At 61.8% G+C, this 17,811-nt stretch carries 22 protein-coding genes and 1 pseudogene; 7 read left to right on the forward strand and 16 right to left on the reverse strand.

Annotation, left to right across the window (positions count from 1 at the left end; genetic code table 11):
* Positions 1-189: 189 nt before the first annotated feature.
* The 6 genes from NVV77_RS15295 to NVV77_RS15320 all read left to right on the forward strand — a co-directional run bounded on the left by NVV77_RS15295 (position 190) and on the right by NVV77_RS15320 (position 4,863).
* Positions 190-987 (forward strand): amino acid ABC transporter ATP-binding protein, encoded by a 798-nt coding sequence (locus NVV77_RS15295; RefSeq protein ID WP_295416145.1) that lies wholly within the window; start codon positions 190-192, stop codon positions 985-987.
* A 60-nt stretch (positions 988-1,047) separates the two neighbouring features.
* The gene (locus NVV77_RS15300; protein ID WP_295414749.1) at positions 1,048-1,800 is read left to right on the forward strand and encodes a transporter substrate-binding domain-containing protein; all 753 of its coding nucleotides are present in this window, start codon (positions 1,048-1,050) and stop codon (positions 1,798-1,800) included.
* A 61-nt stretch (positions 1,801-1,861) separates the two neighbouring features.
* Positions 1,862-2,674: an ABC transporter permease subunit gene (locus NVV77_RS15305; RefSeq protein WP_295414751.1), complete on the forward strand. Its 813-nt coding sequence runs from the start codon at positions 1,862-1,864 to the stop codon at positions 2,672-2,674.
* Positions 2,674-3,408, forward strand: coding sequence for an ABC transporter permease (locus NVV77_RS15310; RefSeq protein ID WP_295414753.1), 735 nt, complete (start codon positions 2,674-2,676; stop codon positions 3,406-3,408). The genes NVV77_RS15305 and NVV77_RS15310 overlap by 1 nt, the downstream gene beginning before the upstream one ends.
* A 37-nt stretch (positions 3,409-3,445) precedes the next feature.
* Positions 3,446-3,709, forward strand: a complete 264-nt coding sequence (locus NVV77_RS15315; RefSeq protein ID WP_295416148.1) for an MTH1187 family thiamine-binding protein — start codon at positions 3,446-3,448, stop codon at positions 3,707-3,709.
* Between the two features lie 11 nt (positions 3,710-3,720).
* Positions 3,721-4,863 (forward strand): succinylglutamate desuccinylase/aspartoacylase family protein, encoded by a 1,143-nt coding sequence (locus NVV77_RS15320; RefSeq protein ID WP_295414755.1) that lies wholly within the window; start codon positions 3,721-3,723, stop codon positions 4,861-4,863.
* Between the two features lie 2 nt (positions 4,864-4,865).
* Here NVV77_RS15320 and NVV77_RS15325 read toward each other — a convergent pair whose 3' ends face one another.
* The 4 genes and pseudogenes from NVV77_RS15325 to NVV77_RS15340 form a co-directional block, all read right to left on the reverse strand.
* On the reverse strand, positions 4,866-5,213 hold the full coding sequence (locus NVV77_RS15325) for a response regulator (protein WP_295414757.1): 348 nt from the start codon (positions 5,211-5,213) through the stop codon (positions 4,866-4,868).
* A gap of 161 nt (positions 5,214-5,374) precedes the next feature.
* Positions 5,375-6,587 (reverse strand): annotated as a pseudogene (uxuA, locus tag NVV77_RS15330) (mannonate dehydratase).
* Positions 6,588-6,645: 58 nt separating this feature from the next.
* Positions 6,646-6,993 (reverse strand): DUF4326 domain-containing protein, encoded by a 348-nt coding sequence (locus tag NVV77_RS15335; protein ID WP_295414759.1) that lies wholly within the window; start codon positions 6,991-6,993, stop codon positions 6,646-6,648.
* Positions 6,990-7,607 (reverse strand): trimeric intracellular cation channel family protein, encoded by a 618-nt coding sequence (locus NVV77_RS15340; RefSeq protein WP_295414761.1) that lies wholly within the window; start codon positions 7,605-7,607, stop codon positions 6,990-6,992. The genes NVV77_RS15335 and NVV77_RS15340 overlap by 4 nt, the downstream gene beginning before the upstream one ends.
* A 90-nt stretch (positions 7,608-7,697) precedes the next feature.
* On the opposite strand from NVV77_RS15340, the gene NVV77_RS15345 reads away from it, so the two are divergent.
* Positions 7,698-8,318, forward strand: coding sequence for a hypothetical protein (locus NVV77_RS15345; RefSeq protein WP_295414763.1), 621 nt, complete (start codon positions 7,698-7,700; stop codon positions 8,316-8,318).
* Here the strand turns inward: NVV77_RS15345 and NVV77_RS15350 are convergent.
* From NVV77_RS15350 to NVV77_RS15405, 12 genes are all read right to left on the reverse strand, one after another.
* Entirely contained in the window at positions 8,315-8,650 is a 336-nt protein-coding gene (locus NVV77_RS15350) for a cupin domain-containing protein (protein ID WP_295414765.1), read from the reverse strand. The two genes, NVV77_RS15345 and NVV77_RS15350, sit on opposite strands and share 4 nt — an antisense overlap.
* A gap of 4 nt (positions 8,651-8,654) precedes the next feature.
* Complete coding sequence (gene kduD, locus NVV77_RS15355; RefSeq protein ID WP_295416151.1) at positions 8,655-9,419, reverse strand: 2-dehydro-3-deoxy-D-gluconate 5-dehydrogenase KduD; 765 nt, start codon at positions 9,417-9,419, stop codon at positions 8,655-8,657.
* Entirely contained in the window at positions 9,416-10,240 is an 825-nt protein-coding gene (kduI, locus tag NVV77_RS15360; RefSeq protein ID WP_295414766.1) for a 5-dehydro-4-deoxy-D-glucuronate isomerase, read from the reverse strand. The genes kduD and kduI overlap by 4 nt, the downstream gene beginning before the upstream one ends.
* Before the next feature lie 30 nt (positions 10,241-10,270).
* Positions 10,271-11,011 (reverse strand): FadR/GntR family transcriptional regulator, encoded by a 741-nt coding sequence (locus NVV77_RS15365; protein ID WP_295414768.1) that lies wholly within the window; start codon positions 11,009-11,011, stop codon positions 10,271-10,273.
* 6 nt (positions 11,012-11,017) lie between these two features.
* Positions 11,018-12,298: a TRAP transporter large permease gene (locus tag NVV77_RS15370; protein WP_295414770.1), complete on the reverse strand. Its 1,281-nt coding sequence runs from the start codon at positions 12,296-12,298 to the stop codon at positions 11,018-11,020.
* 7 nt (positions 12,299-12,305) lie between these two features.
* Positions 12,306-12,833 (reverse strand): TRAP transporter small permease, encoded by a 528-nt coding sequence (locus NVV77_RS15375; protein WP_295414772.1) that lies wholly within the window; start codon positions 12,831-12,833, stop codon positions 12,306-12,308.
* Positions 12,834-12,886: 53 nt separating this feature from the next.
* Entirely contained in the window at positions 12,887-13,867 is a 981-nt protein-coding gene (locus tag NVV77_RS15380) for a TRAP transporter substrate-binding protein (protein ID WP_295414774.1), read from the reverse strand.
* 320 nt (positions 13,868-14,187) lie between these two features.
* Positions 14,188-15,597: a dihydrolipoyl dehydrogenase gene (gene lpdA / locus NVV77_RS15385; protein ID WP_295414776.1), complete on the reverse strand. Its 1,410-nt coding sequence runs from the start codon at positions 15,595-15,597 to the stop codon at positions 14,188-14,190.
* A 23-nt stretch (positions 15,598-15,620) separates the two neighbouring features.
* Entirely contained in the window at positions 15,621-16,253 is a 633-nt protein-coding gene (locus tag NVV77_RS15390) for a LysE family transporter (RefSeq protein ID WP_295414778.1), read from the reverse strand.
* Positions 16,254-16,365: 112 nt separating this feature from the next.
* The gene (locus tag NVV77_RS15395) at positions 16,366-16,755 is read right to left on the reverse strand and encodes an MAPEG family protein (protein ID WP_295414780.1); all 390 of its coding nucleotides are present in this window, start codon (positions 16,753-16,755) and stop codon (positions 16,366-16,368) included.
* A 52-nt stretch (positions 16,756-16,807) separates the two neighbouring features.
* A complete protein-coding gene (locus NVV77_RS15400) occupies positions 16,808-17,290 on the reverse strand; it encodes a hypothetical protein (RefSeq protein WP_295414782.1) in 483 nt (160 codons plus the stop codon).
* A gap of 58 nt (positions 17,291-17,348) precedes the next feature.
* Entirely contained in the window at positions 17,349-17,801 is a 453-nt protein-coding gene (locus tag NVV77_RS15405; RefSeq protein ID WP_295414783.1) for a hypothetical protein, read from the reverse strand.
* Between the last annotated feature and the right edge of the window lie 10 nt (positions 17,802-17,811).

Genomic DNA, 17,811 nt, shown 5'->3' on the forward strand with positions numbered 1-17,811 from the left:
GTTTCCCGTTAGCTTCCGCGTCCGTTTGTGCCTGCATTCGCTCGCAAGGCCAAGTGCGCTGGGCACTATCGCTTTTTCCCCTTGCCATCTGCCCGGCATTTGCTTTTGTTGAAGGCGGTCAAAATTGCCAGCCTCAAAAAAAGGCAATTGCCGTTCAGGAACACCCGAGAAGCGGGTGACATGGTGAGCATGCAGGAAGCTAGGCCCATACGGGCGGGGACATCGCCGGTTGTTGAGTTACGGGACTTGCACAAGTCCTTCGGCGCGTTGGAGGTCCTCAGAGGCATTTCCTTTTCGGCCCGCGAAGGCGAGGTCATTTCGCTGATCGGCTCTTCGGGCTCCGGTAAATCGACGCTTCTGCGCTGCATCAACATGCTCGAAGTGCCTGACGACGGCGGCGTGCTGATCGATGGCGAACCCATCAAGCTGCGCGGCACCGGCCAAAACCGGCACATCGCCGACGAAGCCCAGATCCGCCGCATCCGCTCCGAACTCGGCATGGTGTTCCAGTCGTTCAATCTCTGGGCACATATGACGATCCTCGAAAACGTCATGGAGGCGCCCCTCGTCGTGCAGGGCCGCCAACGCTCCGAGGTGGAAGCCGCCGCCCGTGCCATGCTCGACAAGGTCGGCATTGGCAGCAAGACCGACGCCTACCCGTCCCAACTGTCCGGCGGCCAGCAGCAGCGCGCCGCCATCGCCCGCGCCCTCTGCATCAATCCGCGCGTCATGCTCTTCGATGAGCCAACCTCGGCGCTCGATCCCGAGCTTGAAGTTGAAGTTTTGCGCGTCATCAAGGTTCTCGCCGACGAGGGCCGCTCCATGGTGTTGGTCACCCACGACATGGAGTTCGCCCGCTCGGTTTCGGACAAGATCATTTTCCTCCACCAAGGCCAGATCGAGGAGGAGGGCACCCCGGATGAAGTGTTCGGCGCCACCAAATCGGCCCGCCTCAAACAATTCCTAAACGCCGCCAGCCACAGCTAGCGGCCCCACCAGACCCGGACAACCGGGCAGACATGCGACGTCAAACGCAACGGAGACAACATGAAGAAGATTATGCTGGCAGCTCTTGCCGCTCTCGCCCTCGGCGGTTCGGCCATGGCGCAGGAATCTATCCGCATCGCTACTGAAGGCGCCTATGCGCCGTGGAACTTCCTCGATGACAGCGGCAAGCCTGCCGGCTTCGAGATCGATCTGGGCAATGCCATCTGCGAGAAGGCCGGCCTCACCTGCGAATGGCTGATCAATGACTGGGATTCCATCATCCCGAACCTGCTCGCCGGCAACTACGACCTGATCATGGCCGGCATGTCGATCACCGACGAACGCCTCGAAACCATCGATTTCACCCAGAACTACTTCCCGCCCGATCCGTCCAAGTTCGTGGCCATGGCTGGCACCGAGATCGACTTTGCCGCTCTCTCCGGCAAGCGCGTCGGCGTGCAGGGCGGCACCATCCAGGCTGCCTATGCCGAAGAAAACTTTGCCGCCGGCAACACCGTCGTGACCTTCGCCACTGCCGACCAGGCCATGGCTGACCTCGCCGCCGGCAATCTCGACACCATCCTCGCCGATGGCGCCTATCTCGAGCCCGTCGTTGCTGCCTCGGGTGGCGGTATCGCCTTCATCGGCGAAGACGTGCTGATCGGCAACGGCGTCGGCGGTGGTCTGCGCAAGGAAGATACCGAACTCAAGGCCAAGCTCGACGAAACCCTGACCGCCCTCAAGGCAGACGGCACTGTCGACGAGCTGATCGCCAAGTGGTTCGAAGGCCGCGGCCCCTACTTCGCCGAATAAGGCTTGATCTCGGCGAAGGGCCCAAAGCCCTTCGCCTACCTACGGAACTGGTGCCAGCCACATGACCGACGACATCGCCTATTGGTTCAGCTATCTGACCAACGGCAAGCATTTGACCTGGTATGCCAGCTTCCAGTTCACGGTTCTCGCCGCCCTCATGGGTGGTGCGCTGGCCGTCTTCTTCGGCCTCCTCGGCGCGACCCTGAAGAATTCCCGCTTCCTGCCTCTGCGCCTCATCGGCACGATCTATTCGTCCATTGTCCGCGGCGTGCCGGACGTCCTGTTCTTCCTCTTCTTCCCGCTGGCCTTCGAGCAAGGCGTCGAATGGCTGGTCGCGAGCCAGATCTGTACCCCCGAAGCCATCGCCGCGCAGACCGCCGCCTGGCCGCCCTGCAAGGAGGCCAACTGGTTCCTCGGCACCACAGAATATCTGATCCTTGCCAGCGTCTCGCTGGGCCTCGTCTACGGCGCCTTTGCCACCAACGTCATTCACGGCGCCCTGCGCTCCGTACCCGCCGGCCAGCTTGAAGCCGCCCGCGCCTTTGGCATGTCGCCCGGCCAGGTGCTCTGGCGCATCCATATCCGCCAGATGTGGGTCTATGCCCTGCCCGGCCTCTCCAATGTCTGGATGTTGATCGTCAAGGCGACCTCGCTGCTCTCGCTGCTGCAAATCGCCGACATCGTGCTCTGGGCCGATCGCCTTGGCGCACCGAACTTCCTGCCCGCCGTGGGCCTCGTGCACGAGGACTGGCGCTGGCGCTACTATCTCGTGCTCTTCGTGTTCTACATCCTCGTCACCTGGCTCTCCGAACGCGCCTTCGAGGCGATCATGCGCCGGGCCGGCAAGGGCATTCTGAGCGAGGCGCGCGTCTGATGCAGCCGTTCCTCAACGATCTCGCCCTGATGTCGCAGGCAGTCCTGTTCAACATCTACTTTGCGGCGGCCTCTATCCCGATCGGCTTCGTGCTCGCGGTCTTTCTGGCCCTCGGCAAGGCCTCGCCCAACCTGATCATCAACCGCCTCTCGCGCGGCTATATCTACGCCTTCCGCGGCTCGCCGCTCTTCATCCAGTTCTTCATGTTCTATTCCCTGGCCCTGTCGCTCAATCTGGCGGTCTGGAAGCCTCTGGGAATATCCGGCTTCGTGCTCCACCCACTCTTCATCGGTCCGCTGGTACTGGTGCTGAATACTGCCGCCTATACCGGCGAAATCTTCTATGGCGCCCTGCGCGCTGTGCCGCGCGGCGAAGTCGAGGCCGCCCGCGCCTATGGCATGTCCCGCAGCCAGCAATTCCGCCGCGTTACCTGGCCCAATCTCATCCGCCTCGCCTGGCCAGCCTATACCAACGAAGTGGTGTTCCTCTTCCACGCCACCGCCATCGTCTATTTCGCCCTGCCCGTTGTCGGCGCCCAAGCCGACCTGATGATCACGGCAAAAACCCTCTTCGAACGCGACTACAACGCCTTCCTCCACTTCTCGGTGGCTGCGCTCTATTTCCTCGCAGTGTCGCTGGTGGTTTTCTTCCTCTTCGGCCTCGTCTACCAGCGCCTGATGCGCCACATGCCGGCGCCGCCGCGCATGCGCTTCCGGCCCAAATGGATGCGCTGACAAGGAGCGACCATGAAGATCATCGCCCGACCTCTGCATCGTCCCCATGGGCGTGGGGCCATCGGTCTCCGCCTATATCAGGGAAGTCCGCGACATCCTCGCAGGCACCGGTCTAAGCCATGAAATGCACGCCAATGGCACCAATATCGAAGGTGAAATGAGCGACGTGAGCTCTGCCGTCGAAGCCTGCTGCCAGCGCCTCCACGAACTTGGCGTCGAGCGCATTTTCTGCACTATGCATTTCTCGACCCGCACCGACAAACCGCAGACCATGGCCGACAAGCTCGCCCGTCTCGCCTGAAGTAGCAGCCAATGACCTTTACCCAGCACCACCTCGACCTCCCCGGCGACGCCCCCGGCCACACAACGCGCGTCTATTGGTACACGATCGGCCCGGAAGCCGCCGAAACCAAGGTGCACCTGCAGGCCGCGCTCCACGCCGACGAGCAGCCAGGCACCATGGCCATCCATCATCTGTTGCCCATGCTGCGCGATGCCGATGCCGCCGGGAAACTGCGCGCCCGCTTCGTGCTCTTCCCCTCGGTCAATCCGCTGGGTCTCGCCACCCGCGTGCTGCGCCGCCATATCGGCCGCTACGACCTCGAAACCGGCGTCAACTTCAACCGCCGCTGGCCCGACCTCTACCCCATCATCGCCGAAAGCGTCGGCGGCAAGCTCGGCACCGACCCCAAGGCCAACGTCGCCACGATCCGCGCCGCCGTCGGCGCCTGGATCGACGCGCAAAGCCCGGTCACCTCCGGACAGAAGCTGCGCCTTCACATCCTGAAGTCCGCGCATGACGCCGACATCGTCCTCGACCTCCATTGCGACGACGAGAGCCTGATGCACATCTTCACCTCGCCCGACCTGATGCCGGGCCTGCAGGATCTGGCGGATCGCATGGGCGTCGCAGCAACGCTGACCGCCGAAGACAGCGGCGGCGGCTCCTTCGACGAAGTCCTGCCCAACCTTTTCCGCAAGGCGCAGCGCGCCAATCCCGGTGCCGCCATTCCCATGGCCTGCGAAGCCGCCACGCTCGAATATCGCGGCCAAGCCGACACCCATGACGCCTTCGGCAAACTCGATGCCCAAGGTCTCTTCGATTTCTTCGCTGGTCGCGGCCTGATCGACCTGCCGGCCTCGAAGCCCGTCACGCCGGTCCCCGGCCCCACCCCGTTCGAGGCCACCGAAGTGCTACGCACTTCAAAACCCGGCCTCCTCGCCTATCGCGTCGAACTGGGTCAGGAAGTGCAGGCCGGCGATGTTGTTGCCGACCTCATCGCCATGGACGGCCCCGAAGCCTTCGTCGCCCGCACGCCCATTCGCGCCGGCACCAGCGGCTTCATCCTCTCCCGCGCTTCTGCAAAATTCGCCGTTGCCGGTTCAGCCGTTGCCAAAATCGTGGGCAAGGACATCCTGCCCAGCAGGGCCGGCGGCTACCTGCTCGAAGACTGATATCAGCCAATGCGGGCCATTGCGGCCCGCACCCTTTGAGCATCGAGCGGCTTGGCGATCACGCCTTCCGCCCCGGCGTCGAGCGCCTTGCGGCGCTCGCCCAGCATGCAGATCATCAACACGGGAATGCCGCTGGTCTCGGGATCAGACTTCAGCGCTGCGAGCAGGTCCCAGCCATCAAAACCCGGCATCAGCACATCGAGGAAAATGGCGCCCGGCCGCATCGACCGGGCGATCTGCAGGGCCGACTGGGGCGTGCCTGTCAGGATCGGCACGTAGCCATCCCCAATCAACAAGCGTTCCGCCACATCAAGGACATTCTGGTCGTCATTGACGACCAGAACACGCATGGGATCGATCCTTGCGACTGGCCCGACCTTGCTGGCTTCCACTGACCTCAACGAGGCCACTGCCCGCTGCATCGCTGCACGAACACCCATCCCACACGCCCTTCCCCGAATCGTCCCGGGAGTGTGGGCGGTGGCCTGTTCACGAGCCGTGAACCAGATCGTTACAATCCGACCTTTCCATGCTCCAGCGCCGTCATTACACCGCGCAGTTCGGCCAGCCCCTTCATGCGACCAATCGTGGGGTAACCCGGTTGCGCCCGGCGCCCTAGATCGTCGAGAATGTCCTGGCCATGGTCGGGACGCATGGGAATGACCCAATCCTTGCGGCCCTCCGCCTTGCGGCGGCGCTCCTCGCGGATGATGGCAGCGATCAATGCCACCATGTCGGTATCCCCCGCCAGATGTTCGGCCTCGTAGAACGAGCCGACAATGTCGTCATTGTCGCGCTTCACATTGCGCAGGTGCAAGAAGTGCACCTTTGGCCCGAAAGCGTTCCATCATGCCCGGCAGATCATTGTCCGGCCGCGCACCCAACGAACCCGAGCACAGCGTCATGCCGTTGCTGGGGCTATCCACGGCATCGAGGATGAACTTGTAGTCCGCCTCGGTCGACATGACGCGCGGTAGACCAAGCAGTGCAAACGGCGGGTCATCCGGGTGGCAGCAGAGGCGCAGGCCCAGCTTTTCCGCTTCCGGCACCACCTCCTCGAGGAACTGCACAAAGTGCTTCTGCAATTGGTCGCGGCTGATAGCGCCATATTCGTCGAGATGCGCCTGGACATCCTCTAGCGACATGGACTCCGTCGAGCCGGGCAGGCCCATGGTCACATTGCGGCCGAGCGTCTTCTTCTCGTCCTCGCTCATCGCGGCGACACGACGCCCAGCTTCATCGGCAATGGCATTGGTGTAGTCCGCAGCCGCGCCCGGACGTTTTAGGATATAGATATCGAAAGCCGCGAAATCATTGACATCGAAGCGCATGCACGAACCGCCATTGGGCACGGTCCAGCGCAGATCGGTGCGCGTCCAGTCCAGCACCGGCATGAAATTGTAGCAGATCACTTCCATGCCGCTCTCGGCGAGGTTGCGCATGGAAATCTTGTAATTGGCAATGTGCTCGCGCCAATTGCCCTTCTGCTTCTTGATGTCCTCGCTGACCGGCAGGCTCTCCACCACATCCCAGGTCAAGCCCGACGGCGTGCCGTCCTTGCGTGTGGCGATTTCCTTGTAGCGCTTGGCGATCTCCTCCGGCGTCCAGACGACGCCATTGGGCACATGATGCAGCGCACTCACGACGCCGACGGCACCGACCTGCGTAATATCATCGATGCTGCAAAGGTCCTTGGGGCCGAACCACCGCCAGGTCTGTCGCAAGTCGAAACTCCATTCTTGTATGGTAGATCGGTACTAGCACATTTTGTGCAGGAGAACCCTAGTCGTTCGCCAGCTTTATGAGGGTTTCCACATGGCAAGGCGTTCCCTCGCGACACCAGCAGGCAAGGTTCTTGCCCGCAAGTTCGGCGCGTATCTTTTCAAGCGACGGTCGCGGCCGATCGGCCTCGATCTCGCCCCGCATCCACCGGCCGTGCCGCGCGACCGCCTCGACCTGCGCGGCCACTCGGTCGAGTCCGGTTTCCTCGGCCACAGCATCGATGCTGAAGGGATTGCCCCAAGGCCCAGGCCGCGCAACAGAATGCGCCGGCAATCCATTGATCGCCTTTGAAATAGCCTGCAGGTCGAAACCTGCCCGACGCGACAACACGATCCGTACCGGCCTCATTTCCGCATCTCCCGATCGAAGACGAATTTCGGCATTTCCCATTTGAACATGATGGACAGCACGCGCAGCGGCAGGCCGACGCCCAGCGCCACGAGCAAGACCAGATCCGGATGCAGCCCGGCGGTGATGCCGAGATAGTAGACAATGCCCGTCACGATCGAGACGGTCGCATAGAGTTCGCCATGAAAGACGAGCGGTACGTCCTGGCACAAGACGTCACGCATGATACCGCCCACGATCCCCGTCACCATGCCGGCTACGATGACGATAATCGGATGCGCCTGCGTCTCCATGGCGATATTGCAGCCGATGATGGTGAAGACCACCAGACCCAGCGCGTCGAGCAGCAGGAAGGGCCAGCGCAGCCGGTGCACCAATGGCGCAATGGCGATAGTGAGAAGAGCCGCACCGCAGCACAGCACCAGAATGTATGGATTTTGCACCCAATAAAGCGGGTAGTGGTCCAGAAACAGATCGCGCGCCGTGCCTCCGCCCAGCGCCGTAATGCAGGCGATGAGGCAGACGCCGAACCAGTCCATGTTGCGTCGCCCCGCGGCGAGGGCCGCCGACATCGCGTCGGCTGTGATCGCGACATAGAACATCATGGTGAGCATGCAGAATCCTGGCGGCTGGTCGAAACCGGGTTGTCGCCGCCACGTTACAGAAGCACCACTGGCCGTCCAGACCTGAGAAGGATTTGTCCCATGCGCCAGCCGAAAACCGTCCGCGCCCTCGAAGCCTTCGGCCGCGTCCGCCTCTCCGAAAACTTCTTCATGCGCGACTTTTTGTATTCGGAAATCGCGGTCATCAACGGCTTCCAAAACCTGCCCGATGACCCCGATCTCGCCATCGCCGCCGGCAAGCGCCTCTGCGAAGAACTGCTCGAACCGCTGCAGGAAAAGTTCGGCCGCCTCTCGGTCCGCTCGTCCTATCGCTCGCCCGAGGTCAACCGCTTCGGCAATATCAACAAGCTCAATTGCGGCAGCAATGACAGCAACTTCGCCGGCCACATCTGGGACCGCCACGACGCCAAGGGTCGAATGGGCGCCACCGCCTGCGTGATCGTCAACCGCTTCATCCCCTACTATGAGCGAACCGGCGACTGGGAAGCCATAGCCTGGTGGGTACACGATCACTTGCCCTATTCCGATATGGAATTCTTCCCCAAGTTTGCTGCCTTCAATCTGCAATGGCGCGAAGAACCCATCCGCGGCATCTACAGCTTCATCCCGCCCCGGCGCGGCCGTCTCACCGAACCCGGCAAACCCAACTGGGCCGGCCGGCACGATGAAGCCTATGCGGCGATGCTGGAGGAGTTGGGCTAGAGGAAATCCGCCCGGTGCGGCGTGAACACGTCGACCAAACGGCCCTTCTCCAGCGCCACGACGCCATGGACGAGACCCGATGGCACGATAAAGCTACCGCCCTGCCCCACGACCTGCGTCTTGCCGTCAATGGTCACCTCAAAACTGCCCTCGGCGACATAGCTCACCTGGATGTGCGGATGGCTATGGAGCGCTCCGACAGCGCCCTTGTCGAAGCCGAACTCGACCTGCATCACCTCTGGCGTGTAGATCAGCACCCGGCGCGTATTGCCCGGCGCCAGCTCCGTCCATTCGGTTTCGTTGGGTTGGGCGAAAAACTTCTGTTCAGTCATGAAATCACCTTGCGAGCCAGCCGCCATCAACGGGGATAACGGCGCCGTGCATGTAGTTGGAAGCAGGCGCCAGCAGGAACACCGCCGCATCGCCAATGTCAGACGGCACGCCCCAGCGTCCCGCCGGAATGCGCCCGAGAATGGAAGCCGAACGATCAGGATCGTTGCGCAGCGCCTCGGTATTGTTGGTTTCGATATAGCCCGGCGCCACGGCATTCACATTGATACCCTTGGCCGCCCATTCATTGGCCAGGAGCCGCGTAATGCCGAGCACACCGCTCTTGGACGCCGTATAGCTCGCGACGCGAATGCCGCCTTGAAAGCTCAGCATCGAGGCAATGTTGACGATCCGCGCCGGCCGATTAGCCCCAATGGCCCTGCGGCCCAGCGACTGGGCGAGGAAGAACATCGTCTTGAGATTGATGTCCATCACCTGGTCCCAATCGGCCTCGGTGAAATCGACTGCATCAACCCGCTTGATGATCCCGGCATTGTTGACGAGACCATCGATCGGACCATGCTGGTCCCACGCCCCATCGAACATGGCCTGCGCTTCCTTGGTCGAGCCAAGATCGGCCCGCACCTCGGCAAAGTCCGCGCCCTGCCCCGCCATCAGCGAAGCCGTTTCTTCCATGGACGAGCGACCGACCCCGATCACCCGCCCGCCTGCCCGGCCAACGGACAGGGCAATGCCCTGCCCGATGCCGGTATTGGCGCCGGTGACCATGACGGTCTTGCCCGAAAGGCTGAATGCGCTGGGATTCATCAGCGCAACTCTTCCATCGGCACTTTTTCGGCGTCCGTATAGTCGATGTTGTCCCCGGCCATTGCCCAGATGAAGGTATAGGCGCCAGTCCCTGCACCACAATGAATCGACCACGGCGGCGACAGAATTGCCTGCTCGTTGCGCACGATCATGTGCCGCGTTTCGTCCGGTTCACCCATCAAGTGCACGACAAAAGCGTCGGGCTTGAGGTCGAAATAGAGGTAGGCCTCCATGCGTCGGTCATGAACGTGGGCGGGCATGGTGTTCCAGACCGAACCTGGCGCAAACTGGGTCAGGCCAACCACCAGCTGACAGCTCTTGAGGCTGTTCGTGTACTGAAAGATCGAGCGTTCGTTCGCTGTTTCGGCACTGCCCATATCGAGCCGCTTTGCACCAGATTGCTGCAGAAGCGTCGTCGGATGTGAGGCATGGGCTGGAGCACTGAGGAGATAGTACTTTGCGCCGGCGCCGCCAAAGCGCACATCCTTCGACCCCATACCGACATAAAGCATGTCGCGAGGACCGACCGCGTGGGGGGTCCCATCAATGGTGATGGTACCCGCCTCGCCGATATTGACCGCGATCAGTTCGCGACGATCAAGGAAATTCGCCGTGCCCGTCGGCTTGATCGTCTCAAGCGCCAGCTCGCCCGAAGTCGGCACCGCGCCGCCAACCGCCATGCGGTCATAATGGGTGTAAGTCCAGCGCACCGCGCCATCGGCAAAGAGATCGTCGATCAGAAAATTCTCGCGCAGCTCCGCCGTGCCCATGCCGGCAGCCCCAGCAGGATCAATGGCAAAACGGATATCGAATTCGGTGCTCATGGTTTCTCCGGCAAATATAGGAGTTGGTATTCAGTGTTCGTCGCTCTGCTCGGCGAGACGGGCACGATAGCGATCCTGGCTGCGCGACAGGTGCTCGCGCATGGCCTCGCGCGCGCCATCGGCGTTCTGCGCCGAGATGGCGAGCATGATCCGCTTGTGCTCCTCGTGCAGGCCCGCCTGATAATCGTAGGTGAGCACGCTTTCCGTGCCCCAGGGCGAGGCCACGTCGCAGGGAATGGTCCGGCTCCCCAGCGCATCCAGCACTTCGATGTAGAACGGATTGTTGGTCGCCGCAGCGACGGCGCGATGGAAGGCGAAGTCCGTCTTGCCCGTGGGATTGCCCTGCTTCAGCAAACGCCCGAATTCATTCCAGGCTTCATGAATGGCCGCATCCTGGCTGGCGCTGCGCCGCAGCGCCGCGAGACCCGCAGACTCGATCTCGATCCCCATGCGCACTTCGAGCACATTGAGCGCCACGGAAATCTTGTTGGATGTCTCTCCCCCGATGGAGGTGAAGGCGCTGGCCGCATTGGCCATCACGAACACCCCTGCACCCTGCCGCGGCTGCACGGTGCCGTCAGCGGCAAGGGCCGCAATCGCCTCGCGCACCACCGTCCGGCTGACGCCGAAATGCACGGTCAGCTGGCTTTCCGTCGGCAGTTTCTCGCCCGGCCCGAACTCGCCGGCCCCGATGCGCTTGCGCAGCGCATCGACGACCATTTCGGCGAGTTTGGGTTTTCTGGGCGGCGGGGAGATTTCGATCAGAGACATGGTGTTCTACCGGAAGAGGCTCGGCAACCAGAGCGAAAGCGCCGGAATGTAGGTGACAAGGCCGAGCACGATGAGACCCGCCAGATAGAAGGGCCAGATGCTCTTCATGGCTTCCCACACCGTGATCTTGCCCACCGCAGCGGCGACGAACTGCACGGGCCCTAAAGGCGGCGTGTTGAGACCAATGCCGAGATTGAGGATCATGATCACCCCAAAATGCACTGGGTCGACGCCGAAGGCCGTGACCATGGGCAAGAAGATGGGCGTGGTGATGACGATTAGCGGCCCCATGTCCATGAAGGTACCGAGCAATAGCAGCAGCACATTGATCAGCAACAACACCATCAGTGGGTCGCTCGTCAGCTGCGAAATCGCCTCGGTCAGGATCGGCGCAACCTTCATATAGGCCATGAGCCAACCAAACGAGGCGGCCGCGCCGATGATGAAAAGCACCATGGCCGTGGTGCGCACGGCACCGGTCACGCAGTGCACGAACTCGCGCCAGCCCATGGACCGGTAGACAAGCAGTGTCACCAACAAGGCATAGAGCACAGCGATACAGGAGCTTTCCGTTGCCGTAAAAATCCCCGAGCGCACGCCGCCAAAGATGATGACGATCAGCATCAGGCCGGGAATGGAAATCAGGAAATACTGGAATGCCTTGGCAAAGCCGGGGAAGGGCTCGGTGGGGTAGCCGCGCTTCACCGCCACGATATAGGCGGTGATCATCAACACCAGGGCCAGCAGCAGGCCCGGAATGATGCCGGCGGTAAAAAGATCGGCGATGGAAATGCGCCCGCCGCCCGAGAGCGAATAGATGATCATGTTGTGGCTGGGCGGCAGCAGCAGCGCGATCAGCGCCGCCATCGAGGTCACATTGACGGCATAGTCAGCGCCATAGCCACGCGCCTTCATCTGCGGGATCATGATGCCGCCGACAGCCGCAGCCTCGGCCACGGCCGAGCCGGAAATGCCGCCAAACAGCGTCGAAGCGGCCACGTTGACCTGCCCGAGCCCGCCACGCACATGGCCGATGATCGAGCCGGCAAACTGAATGATGCGGGCGGCAATCCCCCCGCGCATCATCAGGTCACCGGCAAAGATGAAGAAGGGAATGGCCATCAGCGTGAAGGCCGCGACGCCGGAATTGAGCTGCTGGAACACCACGATGGCCGGGCGTCCGAGATAGACGACGGTCGCGAAGCTCGCAATGCCGAGGCAGAAGGCGATGGGGGTACCCACCAGCATGAGCGCCGTGAAGACGCCGAAAAGAATCCAGTATTCCATGTTGTCCTCAGTCCGCCGTCATCGTGGCATCGGCTTCGACGTCGTCCACATTCTCGCCAGCCGCGCGCAACAGGAGGCGCTCGAGCGAGAACAGGCACATGAGGACGCCCGAAATAACGATCGGAAGATAGGTGAAGGTCTGCGGCAGGCCGAGAACCGGGATGCGCACACTCCAGCCGCGCAGGGCCAGTTCGCCGCCGTAAAACACCATGCCGGCGGCAAAGGCGAAGATGGCAATGTCGGTGACGGCGCGAAGCCACGGCTTGGCCGCGGACGGCAGGAAATAGAGCAGCACGTCAAAGCCCATGTGGAAATTTTCCCGCACGCCGACGGCGGCGCCGAGGAAAATGAACCAGCTCATGATCATGATCGACGAGGCTTCGGTCCAGGGCGGCGACGCATTGACGATGAAGCGCATATAGACCTGATAGGCGACGATCACCGTCATGGCGACAAGGCCGATACCGGCGATCCAGAGCGAGCCATTGGACAGCGCCCGCAAGGCGGTGCTGATCTTCAAAAGCCGATCTTTCATGAGCATGAACTCCCAAGCGGCGCGGGCCGGTCCGAAGACCGGCCCGGCTCAAATCAGCCTTCAGTGGCCTGGATGCGGGCCACGAGATCCTGCAGGGCGGGATCGGTGACATACTTTTCGTAGACCGGCTTCATGGCCTCGATGAACGGCGCCTTGTCGACTTCGTTAATCGTGGCGCCGAGCGCTTCCACCTTGGCCTTGGATTCCACTTCCTTCGCGACCCAGAGTTCGCGCTGAGCGGCAACGGATTCCTTGGCGGCTTCGCGGAAGAGAGCCTGATCTTCAGGTGTCAGACCGTCCCAGACGATCTTCGAGATCACCAGGACTTCCGGCACCATCAGGTGCTCGTCGAGCGAGTAGAACTTGGCGACCTCAGCATGACCGGCCGTGTCATAGCTCGGATAGTTGTTTTCAGCGCCTTCGATAACGCCGGTCTGAATGGCCGAATAGACTTCGCCGTAGGGCATGGGCGTGGCATTGGCGCCGAGGGCACCCACCATGTCGACAAAAATGTCCGACTGCATGACGCGGAATTTCAGGCCCGCCATGTCAGCCGGCGACGTGATCGGCTTTTCGCTGTTGTAGAACGAGCGGGCACCGCCATCGTAGAAGGCGAGAGCGACGACATCCACGGCGTCGAAGGCAGCGAGGATTTCTTCGCCGATCGGGCCATCGAGCACATTGTGGAAGTGGTCAGCCGAGCGGAAGATGTAGGGCAGCTGGGTAACAGTCGCCTGCGGCACCTGCGTGCCGAATGCGCCGATCGATATGCGGTTGAGGTCGATCACGCCGAACTGGGTCTGTTCGATAGTGTCGGCTTCCTGGCCGAGCTGGGCCGAATGGAACACTTCCACCGAATAGCGGCCGTCGGTCTTCGCGCTCAGCAGTTCGCCGAACTTCTTGACCGCTTCGACGGTCGGATAGCCATCGGGGTGCGTGTCGGAAGAGCGCAGCACCGTCTGGGCGCTGGCAGCCGAAACCATAAGCGAAGTCGCGATGACGGCCACAGCCGCCATCTTTGGCAGATGAAACATTGGTGTCCTCCCAAAATCCAACATGGCGGCTCCTCCACGAACCGCGCATGCTTGGCCAGCTTAGCCGACCACTGGACGCCACCTCTTGCATGAGCCAGCGCCATGGCTAAAACTGGTATGGAAGTACAAGTAACAAGTCAACATACAATTCGTTGTATGTTGTATGATGAATCTTGCGAGACGAAGAAGGCGCCGCGGTTGGCGGCGCCTTCTTCGGTTCAACTGGCACTGCGTCATTCCCGCGAAAGCGGGAATCTCCCTCCCCAACCAGAGATTCCCGCTTTCGCGGGAATGACGCAGTGGGTGCGTGAGTGGCGCAGTTAGATGTGGATCGCACCATCACCCAGCGCGAGCGCGGCTTCGCGCACGGCTTCCGACAGCGTCGGGTGGGCATGGGTGGTGCGTGCCAGATCTTCGGCAGCGCCGGAGAATTCCATCAGCGTCACCAACTCGTGGATCATCTCGCCGGCATTCTTGCCCACGATGTGCGCGCCGAGCACGCGGTCGGTTTCCACGTCTGCGAGGATCTTCACAAAACCCTGGGTGGCCAGCATTGCCTTGGCGCGGCCATTGGCGGTGAAGGGGAACTTGCCGATCTTGTAGTTGACGCCGGCAGCCTTCAGTTCGTCCTCGGTCTTGCCGACCGTCGCGACTTCCGGATTGGTGTAAACGACCGACGGAATGGCGGCGTAGTTCACATGGCCAGCCTGGCCAGCCAGGATCTCAGCAACCGCAATGCCTTCGTCCTCAGCCTTGTGCGCCAACATTGGGCCGGCGATCACGTCGCCGATGGCATAGATGCCGTCGACCGAGGTCTTGTAGTGGCCGTCGACATGCACGCGGCCGCGCTCGTCGAGCGCCACACCGGCCAGTTCAAGACCCAGGCCTTCTGTGAACGGCTTGCGGCCGATGGCGACCAGCGCCACATCGGCGTCGAGCAGCTCGACTTCGCCACCCTTGGCAGGTTCGACACGCACCTTGAGCGAGCCATCTTCCTGCTTGTCGATGCCGGCGACCTTGCTCGACAGCTTGAACTCCATGCCCTGCTTCTGCAGCATGCGCTGGAACTGGCGGGCCACTTCGCTGTCCATGCCCGGCAGGATACGGTCGAGATATTCGACGACGGTGACCTGTGCACCAAGGCGCGCCCAGACCGAACCAAGCTCAAGCCCGATCACGCCGGCGCCGATAACCAGCAGGCGAGCCGGCACCTTGTCGAGCGTCAGCGCGCCCGTCGACGTGACAACGGTCTTCTCGTCGATCTCGATGCCCGGCAGGTTGGTCGAAACCGAACCGGTGGCGATGACGATGTTCTTGGTCAGGATTTCAGTCTGCGGACCAGACTGCGGCGTCACCAGCACCTTGCCGGCGGCCGGGATGGAACCGATGCCGCGGAAGACGGTGATCTTGTTCTTCTTGAACAGGTAATCGACGCCGCCGACGTTGGAAGCGACCACGTCAGCCTTGTGGTTCATCATCTGCGGCAGGTTCAGAACCGGTGCCGGAATGTCGATGCCGAGCGTCTTGAAGGTGTGACCGGCTTCTTCGAACAGCTCGGACGCATGCAACAGCGCCTTGGAGGGGATGCAGCCGATATTGAGGCAGGTGCCGCCCAGGGTCGGCCACTTCTCGACCACGGCAACCTTGAGCCCGAGCTGCGCGGCGCGGATGGCGCCCACATAGCCGCCGGGGCCGGAGCCGATAACTACTAGGTCGAATTGGTCTGCCATGATCTTCAAAGCCTCAGAAAAGTTTAGCGCTGCTGTGCCAGCGCGACGCGAACGGCCAACGCCAGGAATGTAATGCCGGTCACCCGATTAAACCACCGGCCGACTCGGAAAAAGCCCTGTCTCACCGAAGGGGTCGTAAAGAAAACCGACACCAATGCGAACCAGGCAAAAAGCATAAGGCTCATGCTGCCCACGTAGATAACTTTTATTTCGCCCGGTGTGTGAATGGAGACGAGCGAGGTAAAGAGCGCGAGGAAGAAGAGCACGGCCTTTGGATTGAGAAGATTGGTCAGGAAGCCCAGCGCGAAGGCGGCCATGTCACCACGGCGCGCGCCAGCGGCGTCCATCTCGGTCGGCGACTGCGGCGGCGGACTGCGCAGGGCGGCGATGGCCAGCCAGACGAGATAGGCAGCACCCAACCACTTCAAAATATTGAACAAAAGCAGCGACTGCCCAACGATCACGCCGACACCGAGCAGCGTGTAAGTGCCGTGGACGAGGATCGAGGTCGCGATCCCCGCGGAAGTGAAGAGCGCAGCGCGGCGGTTGTGCACCACCGATTGGCGCAGCACCATGGCGAAATCGGCGCCGGGAATGACCGCATTGATGCCGAAGGCCAGCATGAGGCCTGCAAATTCGAGCCAGGGGAAATCCATGATCGCACCGCGAGGTTAAGCGCGGCAAGCGTTACACCACTGGCTGCCGGGCGGCAATGCGGCGCCCGGCAAGGCCCCCTGCCCCGGCGGGCACACCGCAGGTCCGGTCCGCCTAGAAGGCGACGCCGACAAAGAGCAGGAAGAGACCAATGGCCGAGACGAACCAGATGCTGGAGCGCAGAAAGGTCACGTCGATGAAGTAGGCCGGCAGATAGGCCCAGCGCGCCCAGAACCAGATCTGCGCGCCCCATTGGGTCAGCGCATCGGAACGGCCCGAGAGTTCCGTCGCCACCGCGAGGGCGATGAAGACGGCATAGGTCTCTAGGAAATTGCGCAGGGCGCGATTGCCGCGACTGGTCCATTTATTGGGCTCGCGCTCGTCGTCACGCGGCGTCCCGGCGTGAACGACGCCATAGTCGAGCCGATAAATCGTTGATTGAACAAAGAGATAGGCACCCGCGAGCACAGCACTCCAGATAAGCAGGGTAAGTTCGATACTCATGCAAAATTTCCTGATGACCTACAGTCTGCTACGGCAATCCCCGACTTCCGGATCAGGTTGCACAGCCAGAAAAGCTGAAGATATCACCCGGTTCGCCGTCGAACTCGCTTTCGCGGTAGAATGAGTACCAGAGCGATGATGCGAGCCGCGGCAAAAGCACCTGCCGAGGCGGCGCTCCATCCATCTCCTGCGGCATCATCTCTATGCCGCTGTCGGTCAGCACATAGGCCGTATTGTTCTCCTCCTCGGTGAACCGGCACATCTTGCTGCCGCCCGGCTCACACGGCCCCTCGACGCTCCAGAGCGGGGTCGAATAGCCATTGGGCCACATGATCGCGCCGGTGAGTGTATCACCCGATTTGAGACCGAGGATAAATGACGCCGTCTGGTTGGCCGGCGCATCGCGCGGCACTGGCTGGAACTGCAACGTCCAGCCATCTTCCTGCGAATAGGATGCCTGTTCGAAAGGACAATCGGGGGCTGCCATTACTGCAGACGAACCCAACAAAGTCGCGAAAACCGCTAGCCAGCGCATGCCCAATCTCCCCGCTCTCAGAAGAGTTTAGGGAAGCCATTGGCCAAAGCAAGATGGATTAGGACGAGGCGATTTCCTGGGCGCGCTTCAGCGGCGCAGGCAATTGCTGGTCGATGTCGAGCGCGCCGGAATCGACCTGTTCCAAGAATGCCCGGCAAAAGCTGTTCTTGTCGCCGGCCTGGTTATAGGCGGTCATGATCTGCGAGCCGCCATAGGTTTCAGCCGCCTGCTGCTGGCCCTCGGCAGCGCCGCCGAGGCTAATGATCACGCGGTCGGCGAGATCGAGAAAGCCGATATTGCGGAGATACCAGTTCTCTGCGGCCGTCTTGTAAGCCCCGTCGAGGCCTGTGGTTTCGTAGCAATGCGTGGTCATCACATCGACAATGGCCTGCGAGCCGTGGAAGGCCATGAGTTCGCCGATGAGCTGGCTATTGGCGGCGGAGTCGTCCTGGGCGTGAGCGGGGATAACCAGGCTCAAGAGGGAAACGACCAGGGCCAAACAGGAACGCAAAACCACATCT

The organism is Devosia sp., assembly GCF_024707125.1.
GTDB lineage: Bacteria > Pseudomonadota > Alphaproteobacteria > Rhizobiales > Devosiaceae > Devosia.

Excerpts from the sequence above, each read along its gene's own strand:
- NVV77_RS15365 (WP_295414768.1), bottom strand. The coding sequence starts at position 11,011 with ATGTCTCTGATCGAAATCTCCCCGCCGCCCAGAAAACCCAAACTCGCC.
- NVV77_RS15305 (WP_295414751.1), top strand. The coding sequence starts at position 1,862 with ATGACCGACGACATCGCCTATTGGTTCAGCTATCTGACCAACGGCAAG.
- NVV77_RS15320 (WP_295414755.1), top strand. The coding sequence starts at position 3,721 with ATGACCTTTACCCAGCACCACCTCGACCTCCCCGGCGACGCCCCCGGC.
- lpdA (WP_295414776.1), bottom strand. The coding sequence starts at position 15,597 with ATGGCAGACCAATTCGACCTAGTAGTTATCGGCTCCGGCCCCGGCGGC.
- NVV77_RS15295 (WP_295416145.1), top strand. The coding sequence starts at position 190 with ATGCAGGAAGCTAGGCCCATACGGGCGGGGACATCGCCGGTTGTTGAG.
- NVV77_RS15325 (WP_295414757.1), bottom strand. The coding sequence starts at position 5,213 with ATGCGTGTTCTGGTCGTCAATGACGACCAGAATGTCCTTGATGTGGCG.
- NVV77_RS15380 (WP_295414774.1), bottom strand. The coding sequence starts at position 13,867 with ATGTTTCATCTGCCAAAGATGGCGGCTGTGGCCGTCATCGCGACTTCG.
- NVV77_RS15370 (WP_295414770.1), bottom strand. The coding sequence starts at position 12,298 with ATGGAATACTGGATTCTTTTCGGCGTCTTCACGGCGCTCATGCTGGTG.
- NVV77_RS15350 (WP_295414765.1), bottom strand. The coding sequence starts at position 8,650 with ATGACTGAACAGAAGTTTTTCGCCCAACCCAACGAAACCGAATGGACG.
- NVV77_RS15395 (WP_295414780.1), bottom strand. The coding sequence starts at position 16,755 with ATGAGTATCGAACTTACCCTGCTTATCTGGAGTGCTGTGCTCGCGGGT.
- NVV77_RS15390 (WP_295414778.1), bottom strand. The coding sequence starts at position 16,253 with ATGGATTTCCCCTGGCTCGAATTTGCAGGCCTCATGCTGGCCTTCGGC.
- NVV77_RS15300 (WP_295414749.1), top strand. The coding sequence starts at position 1,048 with ATGAAGAAGATTATGCTGGCAGCTCTTGCCGCTCTCGCCCTCGGCGGT.
- kduI (WP_295414766.1), bottom strand. The coding sequence starts at position 10,240 with ATGAGCACCGAATTCGATATCCGTTTTGCCATTGATCCTGCTGGGGCT.
- NVV77_RS15335 (WP_295414759.1), bottom strand. The coding sequence starts at position 6,993 with ATGAGGCCGGTACGGATCGTGTTGTCGCGTCGGGCAGGTTTCGACCTG.
- NVV77_RS15340 (WP_295414761.1), bottom strand. The coding sequence starts at position 7,607 with ATGCTCACCATGATGTTCTATGTCGCGATCACAGCCGACGCGATGTCG.
- NVV77_RS15400 (WP_295414782.1), bottom strand. The coding sequence starts at position 17,290 with ATGCGCTGGCTAGCGGTTTTCGCGACTTTGTTGGGTTCGTCTGCAGTA.
- NVV77_RS15345 (WP_295414763.1), top strand. The coding sequence starts at position 7,698 with ATGCGCCAGCCGAAAACCGTCCGCGCCCTCGAAGCCTTCGGCCGCGTC.
- NVV77_RS15375 (WP_295414772.1), bottom strand. The coding sequence starts at position 12,833 with ATGAAAGATCGGCTTTTGAAGATCAGCACCGCCTTGCGGGCGCTGTCC.
- NVV77_RS15310 (WP_295414753.1), top strand. The coding sequence starts at position 2,674 with ATGCAGCCGTTCCTCAACGATCTCGCCCTGATGTCGCAGGCAGTCCTG.